This window comes from Gemmatimonadales bacterium (assembly GCA_036265815.1).
Classification (GTDB): Bacteria; Gemmatimonadota; Gemmatimonadetes; order Gemmatimonadales; family GWC2-71-9; genus CAVVWJ01.
Genome location: DATAOI010000087.1, coordinates 106,709 through 123,722, shown reverse-complemented (window position 1 = coordinate 123,722; position 17,014 = coordinate 106,709). Strand labels below are relative to the sequence as shown.

The window sequence follows — 17,014 nt, the reverse complement described above, 5'->3', positions numbered from 1 at the left end:
CGGTCCACTCAGTGCGTCCAGACCGGCGACCCCTCCCCGACGCTGGTATGGGTAATCCGCGTCTGGCTTCCTCCCGTCGCGGTCATGGTGTAGATCTGCGCCGCCCCCACCCGCGAGCTCAGGAATGCGAGCTTGGTTCCGTCCGGCGAGGCAGCGAGGGCGGGCGATTTCAGCTGATCTGCAAGGTGCCCTGCGGCGGCGACGCGATCCGGAAGTTGAAGCGCTGCTGCACGAGCTGGCGCACCGGCCGTCCGCCGCGCGTGGCCGGCCGGAACCGCATGGCGCCGAGCGCAGTGCGCACCGACTCGGTGAACAGGGGATCGTCACTCTCCAGCACCCGCACGGAGGCCATGTCCACCGCGCCCGTCGTGTCCACCACGAAGGTCGCCTGCACGTGGCCTTCCTTTCCCAACGCGCTCAGCTTCGGCGGGTAAACGGGCGCCGCGCTCCCCTCGTAGCGTTCCACCATCCGCTCGACCTCGAGCATGGTGAAGACGCTGTCGGACAGCCGGGCCGGGTGGCCGAGCGGCGCCAGGCCGAACGCGCTGCTCCGCTCACCCGGGCGCTGCCGGAGGTAGGGGCGCCCGCCGGTGCGGGTGCCGCTGCCTGCACCATCGAGGACTGCTCCCTCCGCGTAGTACCCGCCGGGCTGGCCCACCTGGAACGACGCGGTCTGGCCGGCGGGCGGCGCCTCGCGCCGCTCGGGCGGCAGGAGCACGAAGGGCACGGCGATGGGCTCGCGCCCGGTGAGCACCTGAGCGCCATCGATCACGCCCACGGCGAGCCAGATGAGGCTTGCGTGGAACAGGAGGCTCGCGAAGGCGCACTCCGCTGTCTGGAGGTGCCGCTGGTCGGACTCGATGAGGTGAAGGCGCATGCCCCGACCCTGGGTGGGAGGCCACAGCGCTGCTCCCAGATATGACGACCAGGCTGCGCGGGGAGACACGTCGGGCGTGCTTGACAGCGCTCCGGCGCCGGTCATAATGGACGTGTCGTCCGCAGGACTCGTTCACTCCCAGGCAGGAGCTCAGATGTTCAGCGCATGCACCGTCGCAACCATCATGACGGGCGGCCTGGCCGTTGCCGCCTGCGGCACCGATAGCGTACCCACCGCGCCCGAGACCGGCTCGTCCCCGTTCTTCCGCACCGAGAAGAGCCCGTCCGGCCCGGGCGCGCAGGTTTCCCGCTCGAACGGCCAGTTCTTCGCCACCTTCAAGGCGCCCGGTGCGCCGTACTTCGTGGCCATCGGCGCCACCGCGAGCGCCGCGGCGGATTTCTGCACTGGCGGCGACCCGGAGTTTGGCGCCTCGAAGGACTTGTTCGTCGAGGCCCCCAATGGCAACGTCAACTTCGTGTTCAAGTCGGATGGCAAGGTTCCCCTCCTTCTGTTCCCGGCGGGCACCGAGAGCATCTGTGACGGCTCGCCGGTCGCCGAAGGCACCGGGCTCTATACCGACATTTCTTCGAACCTCTTCGGGGGGCACGGCCGCGGGACCTCCGGCTTCCGGATCCGCGGTCAGGTGAGGGACCAGGCCGGCGACAAGCACCACGTACTCGTGGTGGTCCAGTCGCAGCTCGGACCGACGGGATTCAACGATCTCGTGGTGAAGATCAAGGTGAACTGAGGGGCGCGCTCGCGGGTAAGATCCTAGGCCATGCTTCTGAAGCACCTGCAATACCTCACCGCGCTGGCACGCGAGCGGCATTTCGCCCGGGCCGCCGCCGCGTGCCAGGTGACCCAGCCCACGCTTTCCGCCGGTATCAAGCAACTGGAAGAGCAGCTCGGCCTGCTGGTGGTACAGCGGGGCCATCGATTCGAGGGTCTCACCGTGGAAGGCGAGCGGGTGCTAGCATGGGCCCAACGGATCACCGCGGACGCGGAAAGCTTGGAGCAGGAAGCCAGCCGCCTGAGGGAGGTGCTCGAGGGTCGGCTCCGGTTGGGCGTGGTTCCGGCGGCTCTCCCGGCGGTCCCGATCCTGGCATCGCCCCTGGCACGACGCTATCCCGGCGTTACCCTGACGATCGTCTCTACCTCTTCGGCGGACATCCAGTTGGGGCTGGACGAGTTCCGCTTCGAGGCCGGTATCACCTACCTGGAGAACGAGCCGCTCTTGCGGGTTCGGACCATTCCGCTCTACCGGGAGCAGTACCTGCTGATCACGCCGGCCGGGGGACCGCTGGCCGGGCGCACTCGGGTCACCTGGCGAGAAGCGGCGTCGCTGCCGCTCTGCCTGCTGACGCCTGACATGCAGAACCGGAGAATCCTCAACGCGCACTTTGCCCAGGCCGGCGCCAGCGTGACTCCCTCGCTGGAGACCAACTCGGTGTTCACCCTGTGCACCCTGGTGCGGTCGGGCTACTGGTCGAGCGTGCTGCCGTACGGCTTCCAGCCGCTCCTCTCCGGGGCCGATGGGGTCGCCCTCCTGCCGCTCGAGGCGCCGGCGGCTGCCCATACCGTTGGCCTGGTCGTGTCCGACCGGCATCCGCTTCCGCCAACCGCGACCGCCCTCTTGGACGTGGTGACTGGGTTGGATTGGTCTCTGGTTGAGGGTGAGACGGGCGGGAGTTGATAGACCAGCTCTATCAGGTGATATAAGTAGTGATTTGATGGTATCTTGGGCCAAGGGTCACCTGCAAGCATGGCCAATCCAGGGTAGATTCCCGGTGTGCGCTGGGGCCCACTAGGTTAAGGAAACCCATGACAGCCGGTCTCCCCGTACTTGGATTCGTCGGTTCGAGCGGCAGCGGCAAGACCACCCTGCTGGAGCAGGTAGTCGAGTTGCTCACCGACGCGGGTGTGCGGGTCGCCGTGCTGAAGCACGCGAAGCTGGGGTTCGATATCGATTCCAATCCGGGGAAGGACAGTCACCGGCTGCGCGCCGCCGGGGCCGACCAGGTATTGGTGGCTTCGCGGGACCGCTGGGCGCTCATGGCGCAGCAGGCCGACCCGCTCCGGGAGCCGTCCCTGCAGTCGATGCTGGGCCATCTCGATGCGACCGTGCTGGACGCCGTGCTGGCCGAGGGGTTCGGGCACGAACGCTATCCCAAGATCGAAGTCTACCGGCCGGCCCAGGGGCGTGCGCCCCAGTGCTGGCCCGACGATCCGTCGGTGATCGCGGTGGCCAGCGACAGCCCGCTCACCACCGCACCGGCTTCCTGGCTCGATCTCAACGATCCGCTGTCGGTGGCCTGGTTCGCGGCCGGGCACCTGGGGCTTTCGGCATTCCATGGAACCTGCCCGGAGGCAGGGCGGCACTCGCTGCCGCGGAAATGACGCGGAAATGAAGTGAAGGAAGTAGTGGAGTGGTAGGCATTCTGGTTTCACACCGGGAGGATCTTGCATGGCGATGAAGTACACCCGACTCACCGAGCCACTGGTCCGAGAGGGCGGAGAGCTGCGTCCCGCCAGTTGGGACGAGGCCCTGGATCGTGCCGCGGAGGGGTTCCGCCGCACCATCGCGCGGCACGGCAGCGACGCGATCGGGACCTTCAGCTGCTCGAAGGCCAGCAACGAGGTGAATTTCCTGGCCCAGAAGCTGGTCCGAGTCGGGTTTGGCACGCACAACATCGATAGCTGTAACCGAACCTGACACGCTCCTAGCGTCGTCGGTCTGGCGACGGTCTTCGGTGCCGGTGGGGGCACCAGCTCCTACCGAGAGGTGGAAGAGACGGACGTCGTCTTCCTCTGGGGAGCGAACGCCCGGGAAAATCACCCGATCTTCTTCCATCACGTTCTCAAGGCGATCCACAACGGGGCCAGGCTCTACGCGATGGACCCCAGGCGGACCCCGTCGGCGCAGTGGGCCGACCACTGGCTCGGACTCAATGTCGGCAGCGACATCGCCCTGGCCAACGGGATGGCCCGGGAGATCATCCATGCTGGCCTGGCCAATCATGCTTTCATCGACCGGGCGACCACCGGGTTCGAGGCGTATCGCGCGTGCGTGGAGCCCTACACACTCGAGGTGGCCGAGAGGGAGACCGGGGTGCCCGCCGAGGTCATCCGGGAGGCGGCGCACACCTACGCCCGGGCCGATCGCGCGGTGATCTGTTGGACGCTCGGCATTACCGAGCACCACAACGCGGTCGACAACGTGCTGGCCCTGATCAACCTGGCTCTCCTCACGGGCCACGTCGGGAAATATGGCTCGGGCGTCAATCCGCTCCGGGGCCAGAACAACGTCCAGGGCGGCGGCGACATGGGAGCCATCCCGAATCGCCTCGTCGGGTTCCAGGATTGGACCAAGGATCCCGCGGTCCGGGCGCGGTTCCAGCAGGCTTGGGGGGTGACGCTGAAGCCGGGCTACGGCTTGAACGTGACCGAGATGTTCAATGCGGCCGAGCGGGGTGAGCTCCACGCGATCTACGCGATCGGGGAGAATCCGGCGCAGGCCGAGGCCGATCAACATCGCACGGTGAAGCTGCTCACCGGGCTGGACCACCTTGTGGTGCAGGACATCTTCCTGACCGCGACGGCCCGGCTGGCTCAGGTCGTTCTTCCGGCGTCGTCCAGCTGGTGCGAGGCGGAAGGCACGGTCACCAACAGCGAGCGGCGGGTGCAGCGGGTGCGCAAGGCACTGGAGGCGCCGGGTAATGCCCGGGACGATGTCTGGATCATCTCCGAATTGGCCCGCCGGCTGGGGCACGACTGGGGCCAACCGAGCGCCGAGGATGTGTGGAATGAGGTCAGACGTCTGGCGCCGATCTTTGCCGGGATGAGCTACGATCGGCTCGAGCGCGAGGGCGGGCTGCACTGGCCCTGCTACGACGCGAGCCATCCAGGAGAGCTCTTCCTGCACAGCCGGCTCTGGGCGGACCCCGTTATCGGGCCCCTGGCCCCATTCTCGGTCGTGGAGCACGACCCACCGGTCGAGCGACCGGACGCGGAGTACCCCTTCACTCTCACGACCGGCCGCCGGCTCGACTCGTACAATACCGGCGTGCAGACCGGCGGATATACCTCGCCGCTTCGGCGGGGAGAGTCGCTGGACATCTCTCCCGAGGACGCGGAGCAACTTGGCGTCCTGAACGGCGATCCGGTGCGGGTGACCTCCCGGCGCGGCAGCGTGGTCGCGCCGGCGCGGATCGATCGCTCACTCCGGGCCGGGCTCGTGTTCATGACGTTACACTTCCAGGACGAGGTTCGAACGAACCTGCTGACGATCGACGAGACCGATCCCAAGTCGGGCACCGCGGAGTTCAAGGCGTGCGCCGTCCGGGTCGAGCCGATCCGGTCGGCGGAAATGGTAGGGTCGGCGGTGGACGCCGCGCGCACAGGAGAGTAAGTGGATCTTCGCTTGATGGACGCCATCCCCACCCAGGAGGAGCGCGAGGCGCTCGATCTGTTCCTCGGCGCGCCCCAGTCGGGCTGGGAGGGCGGCCTGCGGGACGAGCGCGACGCCTACACCGCCGGGGGAGGCCACGAGGCGCGGGCTCGGCGGCATCTGCTGCTGCCAGCGCTGCAGGCGATCCAGTCGCGCATCGGCTGGATCAGCGAGGGCGCGCTCAACTACGTCTGCGAGCGGCTCACCATTCCGCCGGCCGACGCCTACGGCGTCGCCACGTTCTACGCGCTCCTCTCGACCGTGCCCCGCCCGCGACGCGTCCTCCACGTGTGTGACGATATCGCCTGCCGGTGCAAGGGCGCCGCGGAGCTGTGCGAGCAGCTCGAACGGACCGTGGGTCCCGCCTATCATCATGGGCCCGACGGCGACCATGTCGTCTTCGCCGAGAACGACGCCGTCTGGCTCCGGAGCCCGTGCCTCGGGCTCTGCGATCAGGCGCCGGCCGCGCTCGTGACCGTGGCCGACGCCAAGCCGATCGAGCGGCTCTTCGGGCACGCCGACCTCGCGGGCCTGCAGCGCCTCCTGGCCGGCGAGCTGGCCGCGAGCCTCGAGCCGCGCGGGCGACTGCCGCAGGCGGGCGACCCGTTCCTCCGGCTGCTCCGGCGAGTGGACGTCATCGATCCCACCAGCCTCGATGAGTACCGGGCGCACGGCGGCTACGAGGCCCTGCGGACCGCCCTCAAGCGCGGGCCTGAAGCTGTCATTCGGGAGGTGACCGACGCCAAGCTGATGGGACGCGGCGGCGCCGCCTTTCCGACGGGGAGGAAGTGGGACGCAGTGGCGCGCCAGCCGGTCCGTCCGCACTTCCTCATCTGCAACGCCGACGAGTCGGAGCCGGGCACCTTCAAGGACCGGGTCATCATGGAGGGCGACCCGTTCAGCCTGGTCGAGGCGATGACGATCGCCGCCTACGCGACTGGCTGCGAGCAGGGTTTCATCTATATCCGCGGCGAATACCCGCTAGCGACGGAGCGGCTGCAGCACGCGATCGACACCGCCCGGGCGCGCGGCCTCCTCGGCGACGACGTCATGGGGTCCGGTTTCCGGTTCGATCTCGAGATTCGGCGGGGCGGTGGGGCCTACATCTGCGGGGAGGAGACGGCGGTCTTCAACTCGATCGAGGGTTTGCGCGGCGAGCCGCGGAACAAGCCGCCGTTCCCGGTCCAGGTCGGCGTGTTCGGCAAGCCGACGCTGATCAATAACGTCGAGACGCTGGTCAATGTCCTCGAGATCCTCCGCATCGGCGGCCCGGCCTACGCGGCGATCGGCACGCCCGGCTCGACCGGCCCGCGGCTCTTCTGCCTCTGCGGCAACGTGACGCGGCCCGGGGTGTACGAGGTGCCGTTCGGCACTACGCTCCGGCAGATGCTGAACATGGCGGGCGGCGTCGCAGATGGGCGGCCGCTCCAGGCGGTGCTCCTGGGCGGCGCGGCGGGCATCTTCGTCCGGCCCGACGAGCTGGACATGCCGCTCACCTTCGAGGGCACCCGCGCGGCCCAGGCGACGCTCGGCTCCGGCGTCATCATGGCCTTCGACGACAGGATCGATCTCGTGCCGATTCTCCTGCGCATCGCGGCCTTCTTCCGCGACGAGTCATGCGGTCAGTGCGTGCCGTGCCGGGTCGGCACTGTTCGACAGGAGGAGGCGCTCCATCGCATCCATTCGAGGCGCACGCGAGGTGACACGACCGGCGAGCTGGCGCTGCTCGATGAGATCGGCCTGGCGATGAAGGACGCATCCATCTGCGGCCTCGGGCAGACCGCCTACAGCGCCGTCGAGTCGGCGATCAAGCGGCTCCAGCTGTTCGATGGGAGCGCCCGATGACCGGGGGGCGCCAGATGATGTTGACCGGGGAGCGCCCGATGATCGCGTCCGGCACCCTCCTCATTCCCCTCCAGCCACCACCCCGCACCGTCGAGCTGACCATCGATGGCGAAACAGTGCAGGCGCCCGAAGGCAGCACCATCCTCGACGCGTGCCGGCGGCAGGGCAAGGAGATCCCCACGCTCTGCTACCTCGACACGCTCCACCCGGTCAACGTGTGCCGCGTATGCGTCGTCGAGGTCGAGGGGTCCCGCGTGCTCGTGCCCTCCTGCTCCCGCCCGGTCGAGGCGGGGATGGTGGTGAGGACCGACTCCGAGCGGGTACGGCACAGCCGGAAGCTGGTGCTCGAGTTCCTGGCCTCGTCGGTGGATCTCTCCACCACGCCGGACGTGGACCGGTGGATCGACGACTACGGCGCGCATCCCGAGCGATATGGCCCGCCGGCGCCGCCGATGCCGGCCGGTCTCCGCGACAGCCTCCAGCCGGGGCACCACGCGCCCCCGGACCCGGACTACGCCGCCACCGTCATCCAGCCGGTGAAGGTGGACAACGAGCTGTACGTCCGCGATTACGGCAAGTGCATCCTCTGTTACAAGTGCGTCGAGGCCTGCGGGAAGGATTGGCAGAACACGTACGCGCTGACGGTCGCGGGACGCGGCTTCGACGCGCGGATCTCAACCGAGTTCGCGGTCAAGCTGCCCGAATCGGCCTGCGTCTACTGCGGCAACTGCATCGCGGTCTGTCCCACGGGCGCGTTGATGTTCAAGAGCGAGCGAGATCACCGCGACGCGGGAACCTGGGACGAATCGCGCCAGACGGTGACCAGCACCATCTGTCCCTACTGCGGAGTGGGCTGTAACCTCGAGCTCCACGTGCAGGACAATGAGATCGTGAAGGTGACGTCGCCGTTGGACCACGAAATCACCCGAGGGAATCTCTGTATCAAAGGGCGGTTCGGCTGGCGGTATGTACAGAATCGCCCCCCGGAGGCGCGGGGGGATGGCCGCAGGACGCCGGAGGGACGCGGATCCTGAGGCGGACGTCACCGGCGGCGAATGGCGCTGGACGGATCAGAACTTGACTTGGGCCTGGGTGATCAGCTGCCCATGGCGGGTGCCCGGCGTGCCGATCTTGCGCGAGACGTAGTTCGCGAGCAGCCGCACCTTGCCGCCGACGAACTCGACGTTGACCCCGCCGGTGGTCGCCCGGTTCCGGAGCCCTTCGCTGACGGCCGAGCGTCGGAACTCCTCCTGCTTGAGCACCAGCTGCACCCATGGCAACGCCCGATAGGTCGCCTGACCGTACCACCCCTTGTCATCCAGCGCCCCTCCGTCGCGGTGCTGCCCGATGTACTCGCCTTTGAGCGCGGCTCCCTCGTATTCCACCCCGGCATCGACCCCATAGCGGGTGCTGTCCGACCCGTACCGCGCCAGGTTGGCGCCGATCGTCACATAGGCCACCGGCCGCGCGGCCGCTCGCCCGACCCAGAGCAGGGTCGAATCGGCATTGGCGGTGACGTTCTGCCCCTCACCGTTGAACACGCCGAGCAGGCGGCCTGGGGAGTCGCATGGTGGCACTTTCGATGGAGGTTAGGGACGAAATCGGCAGGTTAGGGACGAAAGCGGGTTGAATTTCACGGAGACGCAAGTATCATAAGGATTACTATGGGACTTTTAAATGCCGATCAGGCCGCTTCGTACCTCCACCTCAACGTCAAGCGCATCCAGGCCCTCGCCCGGGCCGGCAAGCTGCCGGGCCGCCGGGTGGGACGGAAATGGCTGTTCGATGAGCGGGATCTCGACTCCGCCCTCGGGACCGAGCCCCGGTCCGAGGCGGGCGGGCTCGATCTGAGCGCCAGAAATCAACTGCGCGGCCGGGTGGCGGGACTCAACATCGAAGGCCTGATGGCCGAGGTCCGGATCCAGATGGCGGACCAGGAGCTGGTTGCCGTGATCACCCGAAGCTCCGCCGAGCGACTGCGGCTCAAGGTCGGCGAGGTAGTGTTCGCCGTCATCAAGTCCACCGAAGTGATGATCGCGAAGGGCAGCACATCATGAGCGCTCTACTCCGGGCCGCGCTGGCCGCCTTGGGCCTGGCGATCCCCATCACGGGCCCCGCGACGGGTGCGCCCGCCGCACTCACGGTGTATGCCGCCGCCTCGCTCACCGAGCCGTTCCGTGAGCTGGGCCGGTCTCTGGAGCAGCGCCACCCCGGCATTACCGTGCAGTTCAACTTTGCCGGGTCGCAGCAACTCGCCGCCCAGCTGGAGCAGGGCGCCCCGGCGGATCTGTTCGCCTCCGCCGACCAGCGCTGGATGGACTACGTCAAGGACAAGGGGCTGACCGAGGGCGAGACTTCGGTCTTCACGCGCAACCGGCTGGTCGTGATCGTGCCGCGCACCAATCCGGCCCGGATCGGGAGCCTGCAGGACCTGGCCCGGCGCGGGACCAAGCTGGTGCTGGCCGCCGAAGCGGTGCCGGCCGGCAGGTACAGCCGGGAGGCGCTCCAGAAGCTGGCCGCCGCGCCGGGCTTCCCGCCGGGATACGATCGCGGGGTACTCGCCAACGTGGTGTCACAGGAAGAGAACGTGAAGAGCGTGGTGGCCAAGGTGCAGCTCGGCGAGGCCGATGGGGGGATGGTCTACCGTTCGGACGTGACCCGGGCGGTCTCCCGCTACGTGCGGGTGTTCGAGATCCCCGACGTCTACAACGTCATTGCGAGCTATCCGATCGCCCTGCTCAAGTCGGCCCGGAACCCCGACGCGGCGCGGCAGTTCCTGGAGCTGGTCGCGAGCGACGAAGGACAACGCGTTTTCCAGCACGACGGTTTCCTGCCCGCCGCCGCCGCCGCACCGGCCGCGGCCCAGCCCTGACCCGAAACCTGGTGCTGCGCGTCGCCGGCGTGGCACTGGGCGGCGGGCTGATCCTGCTGCTCGGCCTCCCGATTCTCAGCCTGGTGCTGCGGGTTCCCCCGGGTACCCTGCTCGCCAGGCTGGGGGAGCCGCTCATCCTCCAGGCGCTCCGGCTCAGCCTGCTCACCAGTCTCGCCTCGACCGTCATGGTCGTCCTCCTCGGTCTTCCGGTCGCCTTCCTGCTGGCCACCTCCGAGTTTCGCGGCAAACGCGTGCTCGAGGCGTTCATCGATCTGCCGATGGTGCTTCCGCCAACCGTGGCCGGCGTAGCCCTGCTCACCGCATTCGGCCGGGCCGGCCTGGCCGGGCGAGCGCTCGGCGCGGTGGGGATCAGCCTGCCCTTCACCACGCTCGGGGTGGTGGTGGCGCAGTCGTTCGTGGCGGCGCCGTTCTTTGTCGCCGCGGCGCGCGCGGGATTCGCCGAGGTGGACCGGAAATACCTCGACGCCGCCGCCACGCTCCGCGCCCCGCCGGGCTACGCCTTCCTGTCGGTCATGGCCCCACTCGCCGCCCCTGCCCTGCTGGCGGGCGCGGCCATGAGCTGGGCCCGGGCGCTGGGCGAGTTCGGCGCGACCATCACCTTTGCCGGGAACATGCCCGGTATCACCCAGACCATGCCGCTGGCGGTCTACCTCGCGTTGCAAACCGACCTGGAGGCGGCCATCGCACTGTCGGTCCTCCTGCTGGTGGTGTCCCTCGCCGTGCTGCTGTCCATCCGGCTCAGCCCCTGGCGGCTGGCTGCGCTGGCCGCTCGTGCTCGACGCCCGACTGGTTAAGCGGCGCCACCCGTTCCTCCTGGACCTCGCCTTCCAGGCGCCGGCCGGGAGCACGACCGTTCTGGTCGGCGAGAGTGGCGCGGGGAAAACCACCGCGCTCCGCCTCCTGGCCGGTCTCGACCGGCTGGACCAGGGCTTCGTGACGCTGGGCGATCAGCGCTATGACGACCCGGCCGCGGGCCTGCACCTGCCGGCGTGGCGCCGGGACCTCGGCTACGTGGCACAGGACTACGCCCTGTTCCCCCACCTCACGGTCTACCAGAACGTCGCCTTTGGACTCCGGGCATCGGGCGTGGACCGACGGCGCATCCGGCCCATGGTGGAGGAGGCGCTCGGTCTGGTCAGGATCCCGGAGCTCATCGGCCGGCCATCGGGACAGCTGTCCGGGGGACAGCAGCAGCGGGTCACGCTGGCCCGCGCGCTGGTGCTCAGTCCCCGCCTGCTGCTGCTGGACGAGCCGCTGTCCTCCCTGGACCTGCAGACCCGCCGGGTGGTCCGCGGGGAGCTGCGGGCCCTGTTGCAGCGCCTGAGCTGCGCGACGGTCTACGTCACCCACAGTCCGGTGGAAGCCCTGCTGTTCGGGGATCGCATCGTGGTGCTGGAGGGGGGACGGGTAGCGCAGGCGGGGTCGCGCGAGGAGCTGCTCCGCTATCCGCGCTCGCCCTTCGTGGCTGAGCTGGTGGGCACCAATCTGTTCGTGGGCCGGCTGGGGGATTCGATCCCGGGGTCCAGGGTGGCCATCCGGACGGCGGAGGGGATGGTTACGATCGAGGAGTCAACCGGACCGGGGAGCGTCTATCTCACGGTGAGCCCCCGCGAGATCACCCTGTTCGGGGCCACTCCCGGGGGCAGCGCGCAGAACGTGTTCTCCGGCGCGGTGCGCGAGATCATCCCTGAGCCACCCGGGGGTGAGCGGGTGCGGGTGGTGCTGGACACCCGGCCGGCGCTGGTGGCCGAGGTGACGCCGGAAGCGGTCGCGGCGCTCGGGCTCCACGAGGGAATGCAGGTCCACGCGGCATTCAAGGCGACCGGGGTGCGGGTCTACAGCTAGCCTGAAGACCCGAGTCGCTCCGGGTGGGTATACACGGTGTGCCGGCCACCGCGGGCGAATCCTACCAGGGTGAGACCGGCCTGCTGCGCGATGCGAACCGCGAGACCGGTGGGGCCGGACACCGCCGCCATCAGGGGGGCGCCGAGCACCGTCGTCTTCTGGACCATCTCGAAGCTGGCCCGGCTGGTGACGACCACGAAGCCACTCTTGGGGTCGATGCCCCGCTTGAGCAGGGCGCCGATCAGCTTGTCGAGTGCGTTGTGCCGACCAACGTCCTCCCGGACCACCTGGATCGCGCCATCCAAGCCGGCCCAACCCGCGGCGTGTACCGCCCCGGCGGCCGCATTGAGGGTCTGCCACGAGACCAGGGATTCGAGCGCCACGGAGATGGCGCTGGGCGGGATCGAGGCGGCGTCCCCCACCGGATGGAGCTGCTTGAGCACGGCCGCGACGCTGTCGGCGCCGCAGATCCCGCACCCGGTGCGCCCGGTGAGCCGCCGGGTTCGGCCGGCGATGATCTCTTCGGATCTGGGCGTGACGGTCGCCTGGATCTCGTGGCCCTGACTGTAGCGAACGCACTCGACCTTCAGGAGATCGTCCGGCGTGGCGATGAGCTCCTCGGTGATGCTGAAGCCGAGCGCGAAATCCTCCAGGTCCTGGGGGGTGGCCATCATCACGACATGCGGGATGCCGTTGTACACGATGGCCACCGGAGTCTCTTCGGCGATGACTTCGAGCTGCTCGGAGGAGCGGCCATCCTGCCAGCGCCGGGCGTGAAGCTCGAGGAGTGGCCCGCTATACCCGAGGCGCATGAGGCCGAGCGGGTCCTCCATCTGCGATAAGTCAGCGTTCATCGGCACACCGGCTCCTCGGGGGCGCACTGGTGCGGATCGGCCCCACCCTGAATAATACCCCAAAACCCCTTGGAGGAAGAACTTACGCGCCTTCGACAGGGAGATCAAAGCGGGTGGCCAGGCCTTCCCTTGTCTCCTTTCACGCTCAAATTACGATCTCCTTAACACAATCCGGTTCCCGAACACGATTTTTGACGTGATCGGTCCCAAACAAGCTGATCGCCCTTCTCGTCAGGAGTGTATCCATGCGCGCACGTATCCCAGTCACACTTGGCCTCGTCACCATGCTTCTCGCCTGCGAGGATCATTCGGGCACGCTCGCACCCGAAGGGGTGTCGGCGGTCGATGCGCCGGCCACCTTCAGCGCCTCGACCGCGAGCCAGATCGCGCAACTGCGCCGGCTGCTGGCACCTTTCCATGACTTCCAGACCGCTTCGGACGCGGGCTGGTCCACCCAGATCACTCCCTGCCTCAAGTCGGGTGACCTGCCGAGCACGCCGGGGACCGGGGCGATGGGATTCCACTACGGGAACCTGGCGTTCATTCAGGACGGGGGCGTCGTCGACCTGCTCCAGCCCGAGCTGCTGCTGTACGAGCCGGAGAAGAACGGCAAGCTGCGCTTGGTGGGCGTGGAGTACATCGTGCCGTTCGCCGATCACCCGGCCACCGACGCCCCGCCGACGCTGCTGGGGCAGGAGTTCGCACAGGTGCCGGAGTTCGGGGTCTGGGGCCTCCACATCTATGCGGGGCGGCACAACCCGAGCGGGACCTTCGCGCCGTGGAATCCCAAGGTGAGCTGCGCCAACGCCGGCGCCCAGGCGGCCGCAGGGCATCATCACGGAGGGTGAGATCGGGGGCGTTTGTCTCGCTGAGCGAAGCGAAGCGGTCAGGCGTTGGGTTTTGGCCCCTTCGCGTCGCTCAGGGAGACAAACGCGCTACGCGGCTGGGCGAACCGGCTGGCTGGCGGCGGGCGTGGCGCGGACCGCGGACTCGAGCTGGGCCCTGCGCATCAGCCAGGCACCCGCCAGGCACACGACCCCACCGACCACCGACAGCCCGGCGACGCGCTCTCCCCGCACAAGCACACCGAGCAGCAACGCCACCGGCGGAATGAGGAAGGCCGTGGCCGAGGCCTTGGTCGCGCCCACGCGACCGGCCGCCATCACGGTCAGCACGTAGGCGACGGCGGTGCCGAGCGCGCCCAGCGCGAGCATTGAGAAGAGCGGCCCGGCCGACCACCGCGCCTGGAGCAGCTCCGGCAGGCCGAGGGGCGCGGTCAGCACCAGTGCCACCGCCTGCGCCCGCCAGATCACCGGCAGCGCACCGTTCCGCTGCTGGACCGGCCGGGCGATGTTGAGCGCGAACCCGTAGGACACGAGCGCCGCCAGGATGAGCAGGACGCCGAGCGCGGTGCTCCTGCCCTCGCCGAGCGCCGGCAGCCCCATCAGCAGCGCCCCGGCCAGGCCGACCGCGAGCCCCAGGGCGATGCCCTGCGACGGCCACCGGCGCGCCATGCCCGCGGCGACGGTCGCGATGAACAGCGGCACCGCGCCGTTCAACATGCCCGTGAGTGCCGAGGAGACATGCCGCTCGGCGTAGGGAAACATGCTCAACGGGAATGCCATCCACAGCACGCCGACGAGCGCAGTGCCGAGCCAGTCCTCGCGGCGTATCGCGCGACGTGAGCCCGGGAAGAGGGCGAGGGTGAGGAAGCCCACCAGGATGCGGGTGAAGGTGACGCCATTGGGGCCCATGGCTTCCAGGCCCTCGGCGATGAAGAGGAATGACGCGCCCCAGATGGCGCCGGGGACGATCAGGAGGATCCAGTCCATCAAGGACTCCGTTCTTGGCACTCCAAGCAACATCAGTACAGGCCGAGGACGCCGATGGCCACGCGGCACTCGCGCTGGAGCCGCGGCAGCGAGAGCCAGAGCCGCTCGAGCTGTGCTCGAATCGTCGTCACCGCCCGAAGCTCCTCGTGTACTTGACCAACAAGCCGGATCGCGCGGTGCCCGGAATGCGGGTGTCGGGCCACCAACGATTGCGGTCGAGGTTCTGGTCGTGGTTGTAAACCAGCCATAGGTCGTGCCCCTCTCTCACGGAGTAGCGTAGCCGCAGGTTGGCGGTCGCGAGGTCGGCCGTGCCGTTGGCCTGGAACACGGCGCTGAACGAGAGCCTTGGGCTTGCCGACGCGAGCACGCGGAGGCGTGCCAGCGGCGACCAGACCCGCTCGTCACGCACAGGGAAGTCCAGACGATCGAGCTCCAGATCGGCGGAAAGCCGCAGGTGTGCCGACGCGCGCCACTCAGGGGAGAGGATCAGTGAGTAGAGCGTGCCGTCGTAATACTCCCCAGCGCGCACGGTCCCGCCGACCACCGCGCGCGGTCCGGTCGACGCCTTGAGCTTGAGCTCGGCGTACCCGGCCACGTATCGCCCCGCGGGTACCGAGGCGTCCGGCACCGGCGTGAACGGCACCACCAAGTCGTCCTCCTGGCGCGTGACCGTGAGGGTCCAGAGCGTGCCGCTCGGCCGCTCGTATTCCAGGACGGCGGACGCGGTCGATCCGTCGAACGCGCCCGCCGCGTTGCGATAGGCGAACGCCGACGCCACGCTCGCGCGCACCTGGTGTCCTGCCGGGGATACCACCCACCCATAGCCGAGCTCCGCAAGGGGCTGGATCGCATCGCCTCGCTCGACGTAGCCCAACGCCGGCGTGTACCGGGCGCCGGTGGTGGCGACGCCGGCGCGATACCACATCCCCCGGTTGCGGCGGCGCTCCGCGAGCAGTCGGAGCGCCCCGCGGGGCAGCACGCCGTCGTCGAGACCTGGACCTGCGTCTCCCGCGAGCGCCGTCAGCGCGAAGCCGACGTAGTCGTCGCCGCCCAGGTAGAGCTCGCCGTCGGCGCCGAGGGCCACCTGGCCCGAGTCCGGCGTCACCCGCGAGGTGAGCATGAGGCCGGCCCAGGAGCGCTGGTTCCAGAGTGGGTGCCGCGCGCGCAGCACGCCCAGATTCTCCCGCGCTCCCGCGGGTGTGCGGCCGGTGTGCGCGTCGAAGAAGCCGAGGTCCCAGCCGCCGACCCGCCCCACCAGCCGCGCGCCGCCGAGCAGGCGGACGGGCTCGCCGTAGGCCGTGAGGCCGACGCGGCGGCTGTTGAACAGGAGATCCGTCTCGCCGGTCTTCACCTCGAAGGTGCCGGCGCGCTCCACGAAGAAGGCCCGCCGCTCGGGATAGAACAGCGGGAACCGGGTGAGATTCACCCGCTGGTCGTCCACCTCGGCCTCGGCGAAGTCGGTGTTGACGGTGAGGTCGAGGGTGAGGTTGGGGGAGAGCGCGGTCTTGAGGTCGCCGCCCGCCTCGAACCGCTCATCGCGGTGCCAGGGCGAGAGCACCGGATCGGGCACGCGACTCCCCTCGGAGCCGGCTATGACGTACGGCATCACCCGGAGGCTTCGGGCGATGCTGATGTTCTCGATGCTGACCCGCTGCCAGCGCGACGGCTTCCACAGCGCGTTGGCCGCCGAGGGCTTGATGGCCGGGAAGGTGACCCGCTCGTTGGAGTGCGCCGTGAGGCGGTTGAGGCTCAACCCCAGCTCGGCGCGGCCGTTCCGGGTGGTGAACCGGAGTGTGGTGAACGGGATCCGATACTCGGCGTGCCAGCCGTCCGGCCCGCGCCGCACCGCCAGGTCCCAGACGCCGTTCCAGGCCGGGCTCAGCGAGCCGTCTTCCCGCGCGTCGTTGCTGATGCTCCAGTCGTTCCGCTGCCCGCCCGGCGTGGTGCTGAAGCTGAGCGCGGTCTGCCGGTCGCCGAAGGTGTCGAGCAGGACGTTGACGAAGTCGCCCGGCGAGTCGTCGTCGCGGATCATGGAGCTGGCGCGCACGCCGCCCGGGTGCGCCTCCCAGGCGTCCACCATCACGTAGATGGCATCGGAGTCGTAGCCGACCCGGGCATCGGTGCGCTCGGTGGGCGCGGCGCCGTAGGTCGGGAGGTACACCGACATAGGCACCGGGGCGACGGCCCGCCAAGCGGGGTCGTCGCTCCGGCCGTCTACCCGGATCTCACCCTGGAGCCGGGGGAGCGGCCAGACGGCGTCGGGGCGTTGCGCGGCGGCCGGGGCCGGGGTCGCGAGCAACAGGAGGATGACGGTTGTCACGCCGAGCGGAGCGAAGCGGCCATGACGCAGGTCGGGCCCCTTCCCCCTCGCTGCGCTCGGGGTCAGGGAGACGGACGCGCTTGACATGCACCGAAATTAGG

Annotated in this window: 16 protein-coding genes; 11 read left to right on the top strand and 5 right to left on the bottom strand. The window is 69.1% G+C overall.

Annotated elements, in window-relative coordinates; translation table 11 throughout:
* Positions 1–169: 169 nt before the first annotated feature.
* Positions 170–877, bottom strand: coding sequence for an energy transducer TonB (locus VHR41_17590; protein ID HEX3236012.1), 708 nt, complete (start codon positions 875–877; stop codon positions 170–172).
* 154 nt (positions 878–1,031) lie between these two features.
* Here VHR41_17590 and VHR41_17585 point away from each other — a divergent pair, with 154 nt between their 5' ends.
* The 6 genes from VHR41_17585 (at position 1,032) to VHR41_17560 (ending at position 8,203) form a co-directional block, all read left to right on the top strand.
* Positions 1,032–1,625: a hypothetical protein gene (locus VHR41_17585; protein HEX3236011.1), complete on the top strand. Its 594-nt coding sequence runs from the start codon at positions 1,032–1,034 to the stop codon at positions 1,623–1,625.
* 30 nt (positions 1,626–1,655) lie between these two features.
* Positions 1,656–2,570 (top strand): LysR family transcriptional regulator, encoded by a 915-nt coding sequence (locus VHR41_17580; protein ID HEX3236010.1) that lies wholly within the window; start codon positions 1,656–1,658, stop codon positions 2,568–2,570.
* Between the two features lie 128 nt (positions 2,571–2,698).
* Positions 2,699–3,274 (top strand): molybdopterin-guanine dinucleotide biosynthesis protein B, encoded by a 576-nt coding sequence (gene mobB, locus VHR41_17575; GenBank protein HEX3236009.1) that lies wholly within the window; start codon positions 2,699–2,701, stop codon positions 3,272–3,274.
* Between the two features lie 67 nt (positions 3,275–3,341).
* A complete protein-coding gene (gene fdhF, locus VHR41_17570; GenBank protein ID HEX3236008.1) occupies positions 3,342–5,285 on the top strand; it encodes a formate dehydrogenase subunit alpha in 1,944 nt (647 codons plus the stop codon).
* Positions 5,286–7,169 (top strand): NAD(P)H-dependent oxidoreductase subunit E, encoded by a 1,884-nt coding sequence (locus VHR41_17565; protein ID HEX3236007.1) that lies wholly within the window; start codon positions 5,286–5,288, stop codon positions 7,167–7,169.
* Entirely contained in the window at positions 7,166–8,203 is a 1,038-nt protein-coding gene (locus VHR41_17560; GenBank protein ID HEX3236006.1) for a 2Fe-2S iron-sulfur cluster-binding protein, read from the top strand. The genes VHR41_17565 and VHR41_17560 overlap by 4 nt, the downstream gene beginning before the upstream one ends.
* Positions 8,204–8,239: 36 nt before the next feature.
* On the opposite strand, the gene VHR41_17555 is transcribed toward VHR41_17560, so the two are convergent.
* Positions 8,240–8,746 (bottom strand): hypothetical protein, encoded by a 507-nt coding sequence (locus VHR41_17555; GenBank protein HEX3236005.1) that lies wholly within the window; start codon positions 8,744–8,746, stop codon positions 8,240–8,242.
* 87 nt (positions 8,747–8,833) lie between these two features.
* Here VHR41_17555 and VHR41_17550 point away from each other — a divergent pair, with 87 nt between their 5' ends.
* From VHR41_17550 to VHR41_17535, 4 genes are read left to right on the top strand one after another with little or no spacing between them, the layout of a single operon-like run.
* Positions 8,834–9,226 carry a TOBE domain-containing protein gene (locus tag VHR41_17550; protein ID HEX3236004.1) on the top strand — a complete coding sequence of 131 codons (393 nt, stop codon included), beginning with the start codon at positions 8,834–8,836 and terminating at the stop codon, positions 9,224–9,226.
* Positions 9,223–10,041, top strand: coding sequence for a molybdate ABC transporter substrate-binding protein (modA, locus tag VHR41_17545; protein ID HEX3236003.1), 819 nt, complete (start codon positions 9,223–9,225; stop codon positions 10,039–10,041). The genes VHR41_17550 and modA overlap by 4 nt, the downstream gene beginning before the upstream one ends.
* A gap of 11 nt (positions 10,042–10,052) precedes the next feature.
* The gene (locus VHR41_17540; GenBank protein HEX3236002.1) at positions 10,053–10,856 is read left to right on the top strand and encodes an ABC transporter permease; all 804 of its coding nucleotides are present in this window, start codon (positions 10,053–10,055) and stop codon (positions 10,854–10,856) included.
* Complete coding sequence (locus tag VHR41_17535; GenBank protein HEX3236001.1) at positions 10,834–11,907, top strand: ABC transporter ATP-binding protein; 1,074 nt, start codon at positions 10,834–10,836, stop codon at positions 11,905–11,907. The genes VHR41_17540 and VHR41_17535 overlap by 23 nt, the downstream gene beginning before the upstream one ends.
* Here VHR41_17535 and fdhD read toward each other — a convergent pair.
* A complete protein-coding gene (fdhD, locus tag VHR41_17530) occupies positions 11,904–12,761 on the bottom strand; it encodes a formate dehydrogenase accessory sulfurtransferase FdhD (GenBank protein HEX3236000.1) in 858 nt (285 codons plus the stop codon). The genes VHR41_17535 and fdhD overlap by 4 nt on opposite strands.
* Before the next feature lie 245 nt (positions 12,762–13,006).
* Between fdhD and VHR41_17525 the strand changes: the two genes are divergently transcribed.
* The gene (locus tag VHR41_17525; protein HEX3235999.1) at positions 13,007–13,609 is read left to right on the top strand and encodes a hypothetical protein; all 603 of its coding nucleotides are present in this window, start codon (positions 13,007–13,009) and stop codon (positions 13,607–13,609) included.
* An 87-nt stretch (positions 13,610–13,696) separates the two neighbouring features.
* On the opposite strand, the gene VHR41_17520 is transcribed toward VHR41_17525, so the two are convergent.
* A complete protein-coding gene (locus VHR41_17520) occupies positions 13,697–14,593 on the bottom strand; it encodes a DMT family transporter (protein HEX3235998.1) in 897 nt (298 codons plus the stop codon).
* Positions 14,594–14,720: 127 nt separating this feature from the next.
* Positions 14,721–16,913, bottom strand: coding sequence for a DUF5916 domain-containing protein (locus tag VHR41_17515; protein HEX3235997.1), 2,193 nt, complete (start codon positions 16,911–16,913; stop codon positions 14,721–14,723).
* Between the last annotated feature and the right edge of the window lie 101 nt (positions 16,914–17,014).

Coding starts and splice junctions, on each gene's coding strand:
- VHR41_17590 (HEX3236012.1), bottom strand. CDS start 877: ATGCGCCTTCACCTCATCGAGTCCGACCAGCGGCACCTCCAGACAGCG.
- VHR41_17585 (HEX3236011.1), top strand. CDS start 1,032: ATGTTCAGCGCATGCACCGTCGCAACCATCATGACGGGCGGCCTGGCC.
- VHR41_17580 (HEX3236010.1), top strand. CDS start 1,656: ATGCTTCTGAAGCACCTGCAATACCTCACCGCGCTGGCACGCGAGCGG.
- mobB (HEX3236009.1), top strand. CDS start 2,699: ATGACAGCCGGTCTCCCCGTACTTGGATTCGTCGGTTCGAGCGGCAGC.
- VHR41_17560 (HEX3236006.1), top strand. CDS start 7,166: ATGACCGGGGGGCGCCAGATGATGTTGACCGGGGAGCGCCCGATGATC.
- VHR41_17550 (HEX3236004.1), top strand. CDS start 8,834: ATGGGACTTTTAAATGCCGATCAGGCCGCTTCGTACCTCCACCTCAAC.
- modA (HEX3236003.1), top strand. CDS start 9,223: ATGAGCGCTCTACTCCGGGCCGCGCTGGCCGCCTTGGGCCTGGCGATC.
- fdhD (HEX3236000.1), bottom strand. CDS start 12,761: ATGAACGCTGACTTATCGCAGATGGAGGACCCGCTCGGCCTCATGCGC.
- VHR41_17525 (HEX3235999.1), top strand. CDS start 13,007: ATGCGCGCACGTATCCCAGTCACACTTGGCCTCGTCACCATGCTTCTC.
- VHR41_17520 (HEX3235998.1), bottom strand. CDS start 14,593: ATGGACTGGATCCTCCTGATCGTCCCCGGCGCCATCTGGGGCGCGTCA.